The organism is uncultured Caballeronia sp. (assembly GCF_964243625.1).
GTDB lineage: Bacteria > Pseudomonadota > Gammaproteobacteria > Burkholderiales > Burkholderiaceae > Caballeronia.
In genome coordinates, this window is the sequence record NZ_CAXTGZ010000560.1 from 1 (window position 1) to 3,961 (window position 3,961).

Consider the following 3,961-nt stretch of genomic DNA (forward strand, 5'->3'; position numbering starts at 1 on the left):
CTATCCGCAGTTCCTGATCGGCCGCGATTGCGACGGCGTGGTGGTGACGAGTCACGATCTGCATGACGATGACCTCGTCAAGCTGCATCGCATGCATCCGAAGATGGTGTTTCTCAATCGCAACTTTGCGCAGATGCCGGAAGCGTCATTTTGTCCGGATCATCATCGTGGAGGGGCGCTGGCGGCGAAGACGCTTGTCGAAGCCGGGCACAAGGAAATAGCGGTCATTTCAGGCCCGTTCATGGCCTTCGATAACCAGGCACGTCTAGCCGGATTTTTTGAAGAGCTGGCGCGCAGCGGCATTGAGCGCGGCGACGTGCAGATGATCGAGTCCGACTTCTCGCCTGAAGGCGGATACGATTCGGCGCGGTTGCTGATCGCGTCAACGAAGCGTTTTACGGGTTTGTTCTGCGCCAACGACACCATGGCGATCGGCGCATTGTCGTGCCTTCAGCAAGCGGGCATTTCGGTGCCGCGCGATGTGTCCGTAGTGGGTTACGACGATGACTACTCGGCCGCGTTTTCTGCGCCGGGTTTGACATCAGTACATATTCCAACGGCCGACCTCACGCAAAACGCAGTCCGGTGGCTGCTGAATGAATGCTACGGCACCGAGTACCCGATCTATCGCGAGTTTCCTGTGACGGTCACGCATCGTGCGTCGGTCGCGCCGCCGCTCAAACGCTGAGCGTCATCAGCTATTTTCTTTCGCGCGGCGCAAACGCTCGCGGCTGTTGATCAGGTGAAGGCGCATCGCGGTACGCGCCGAATCGGCATCGCCACGTTCTATTGCATCGCAGATCTGCTCGTGCTCGCGGTTCACGCGCGTCAGGTATTCGGCGTACTGCACGGGCGGAATTTGCGTTCGTGTGATCCGCGTGCGCGGGATCATGTGCATGCCGAGGTGCTTCAGGATTTCCACGAAATAGCGATTGCCCGTAGCGTTCGCAATCGCGAGATGAAACCGGATATCGGGCGAAATGGTTTCAGTCGCTTTGCCCACGTTGTGCTCGAACTCGACCAACGCTCGCCGCATCTCGGCGATCTGGCTTTTATCGCGGCGCGCAGCAGCGAGTCCCGCGCTTTCGGTCTCCAGGCTGATCCGGAGTTCAAGGACGGCGAGGGCGTCGATGGAACCCGCCAAGTCCTCGGGATCGAGCCGGAAGAGGGAGCGCGACTGCGCTTCGCATACGAAGGTGCCAATGCCATGTCGGGTTTCCACTAGCCCCGCAGCCTGCAACTTGGATAAAGCCTCACGCACGACCGTTCGGCTCACGTTGAAACGCTGGACCATTTCCGCTTCGGTCGAAAGCCTGTCGCCCACGCGCAACTCGGCGGATTCGATCTGCAAACGGATTGCATCGACGAGTTCAGTTGTCAGACTTCGTCGCGCGGCTGGCTGCCCCGATGGTTCGAAGAGCGCATTAGGCGATCTGAGCACGGCCACCTCGATTGGGATAATGTTCTCGAATCGTTGACAAATACGGATGCGAGTGATTATATGCACGCTAGAGTCATATGACAACGTACAATGAAATATGATTGAGGCGGCTGATTCAATCGCAACAGGAGTTCTTCAAGCTCCGCTCAGCCGCGCTAATGGAGACAGGCTCACATGGCCAACCAAGACAACATTCGTCCTTTTGATCGTCTGCTGCTGACCGGCGCTGCCGGCGGTGTCGGCAAGGTCATTCGCCCGCGTGTGGCGACATTTGCAAAAACCATCAGGGTTTCGGATCTCGCGGCCGCGCTGCCGTCCGAAGCCGCGTCCAACGAAGAGGTCATCGCGTGCGATCTGGCGGACAAGCAAGCCGTCGATGCACTCGTCGAGGGCTGCGACGCCGTGATTCACCTCGGTGGGGTCTCAGTGGAAAGACCCTTCGAGGAAGTACTCGAAGCCAATATCAAGGGCGTCTACAACCTTTACGAAGCAGCGCGCAAGCACGGCGTGAAGCGCATCATTTTCGCCAGCTCGAATCATGTCACGGGGTTTTACCGGCAGGACGAGAAGATCGATGCGCACGCGCTGCGCCGCCCCGATGGTTACTACGGTTTGTCGAAGTCATTCGGCGAGGACGTGGCGCAGTTCTACTTCGACCGCTATGGCATCGAGACGGTGAGCATTCGAATTGGATCGGCGTTTCCGGAACCGAAGGACCGCCGCATGATGGCGAGCTGGCTCAGCTACGACGACCTGCTCAACCTGCTGCAACGGAGCCTGTTCACCCCGGACGTGGGTCACACCGTCGTATATGGGATGTCCGACAACAGGGTCACATGGTGGGATAACCGCTATGCCGAGAAGCTAGGGTTCGTGCCGCAGGACTCGTCGGAACCCTTCCGCGCCAAAGTCGAAGCGCAGCCAGCTCCCGCACCCGGGAGCGCCGTGGCAATGCTGCAGGGCGGGGCGTTCACCACTACCGGACCGTTTGAATAAAACGGCGGGCCCGGGTGTTGTTGCAGTACGAAGATTCTGAGATACGCCGGGCGCAACAAAGCGAAGAGTGCAAGCGGGCGCGAGCAGCGTGCCGAAGCCCGCGTCCGTACTAACCAAAGACATTGCTGCGATGAATTTCCATCTCGATTTCAGTCCGTTGCTTCCCTACTGGCCGGTGTTCCTCAAAGGCGCCTGGCTCACTCTGAAGATGACAACGGTAGCGGTATTTTTCGGCGTGATTGTCGGCACGCTCGTCGCGTTCGCCAAGCGCGGCAAGAACCAGCTTTTATCGCATGTGTGCTCGATCTACATTGAGGCCGTGCGCAACACGCCCTTTCTCGTACAAGTCTTCCTGCTGTATTTCGGGCTCGCGAGTTTCGGCGTGCGCATGCCGACGTTCACTGCAGCCGCGCTCGCGATGATCATCAACATCGGCGCTTATGCGGCCGAGATCATTCGCGCAGGGCTTGAATCGGTGCCGCGCGGCCAGCTCGAAGCGGCGGAATGCCTCGGGTTGTCGCGCTGGCGGATCGGCTGGCATGTGATGCTGCAGCCGTCCATCGAAAAGGTTTATCCGGCGCTTACCAGCCAGTTTCTGCTGATGATGCAAGCGTCTGCGATCGCGTCGCAAATTTCGGCTGAAGAACTGACAGCGACCGCGAACACCGTCCAGTCCGATACCTTCCGTTCGCTCGAGACGTACATTGTGGTGGCACTGCTTTATCTGGCGTTGTCGCTCTTGATCAAGCTTGCGGCGTGGGCCGTGGGCGAGGTCGCGTTCAAGCGCAAGCGGGTCATGCGCAAGGCCGCCGAGCGAGCAGGGAAGCCGGCGCCCGATCAAGGCCGCATCGATACCGTGATTCCCGGAGGTGCAGCATGAGCGGCGGCTTCACTTCGGCACATTTGTTCTATTTGGTACATTCGATCTGGTGGACGCTCGCGTTGTCCGCGCTTGCGTTCGTGCTGGGCAGCATCGGCGGCTTTGGCGTGATGCTCGCGCGCATCTCGAAGCGCCGCTGGCTGAGCCGTCCGGCGATGGTGTATATCGAGGCAATTCAGGGCATTCCGCTGCTGATCCTGCTGTTCATCGTCTACTTCGGGTTTTCGGTGTACGGCTTTGAAGTGCCTGCGCTGGTCGCGGCCGGCTTTGCGCTGATGGTATACACGAGCGCGTATCTCGGGGACATCTGGCGCGGGTGTATCGACGCCATGCCAAAACCGCAATGGGAAGCCGCCGAGTGCCTGTCGCTCACGCGCTGGCAGACCCTGCGCCTCGTGATCATTCCGCAGGCGCTGCGTCTTGCATTGCCGCCTACGGTCGGTTTCCTGGTGCAGGTCATCAAGATGACATCGCTTGCGTCGGTGATCGGTTTCGTCGAACTGACGCGTGCCGGCCAGATCATCAATAACTCGATCTTTCAGCCGTTCCTCGTATTCGGGCTGGTCGGGGTCTTCTATTTCGCGCTGTGTTATCCGCTCTCGCGCTGGAGTCAATCGATGGAGAAAAAGCTCAATGTCGGCAAT

General features: G+C 59.3%; 5 protein-coding genes. 4 read left to right on the forward strand and 1 reads right to left on the reverse strand.

Annotation, left to right across the window (positions count from 1 at the left end; translation table 11 throughout):
- Positions 1-688 (forward strand): substrate-binding domain-containing protein (locus ACFFAR_RS26990; protein WP_375508801.1); only part of this gene is annotated, 688 nt, incomplete at its 5' end.
- A gap of 6 nt (positions 689-694) precedes the next feature.
- Here ACFFAR_RS26990 and ACFFAR_RS26995 read toward each other — a convergent pair.
- Positions 695-1,447 (reverse strand): FadR/GntR family transcriptional regulator, encoded by a 753-nt coding sequence (locus ACFFAR_RS26995; RefSeq protein WP_062002903.1) that lies wholly within the window; start codon positions 1,445-1,447, stop codon positions 695-697.
- Positions 1,448-1,615: 168 nt separating this feature from the next.
- On the opposite strand from ACFFAR_RS26995, the gene ACFFAR_RS27000 reads away from it, so the two are divergent.
- The 3 genes from ACFFAR_RS27000 to ACFFAR_RS27010 form a co-directional block, all read left to right on the forward strand.
- On the forward strand, positions 1,616-2,437 hold the full coding sequence (locus ACFFAR_RS27000) for an NAD-dependent epimerase/dehydratase family protein (protein ID WP_174365315.1): 822 nt from the start codon (positions 1,616-1,618) through the stop codon (positions 2,435-2,437).
- 130 nt (positions 2,438-2,567) lie between these two features.
- Entirely contained in the window at positions 2,568-3,317 is a 750-nt protein-coding gene (locus tag ACFFAR_RS27005) for an amino acid ABC transporter permease (protein WP_375508802.1), read from the forward strand.
- A partial coding sequence (locus ACFFAR_RS27010) for an ABC transporter permease subunit (RefSeq protein WP_174365787.1) occupies positions 3,314-3,961 on the forward strand: 648 nt, incomplete at its 3' end. The genes ACFFAR_RS27005 and ACFFAR_RS27010, both read left to right, overlap by 4 nt.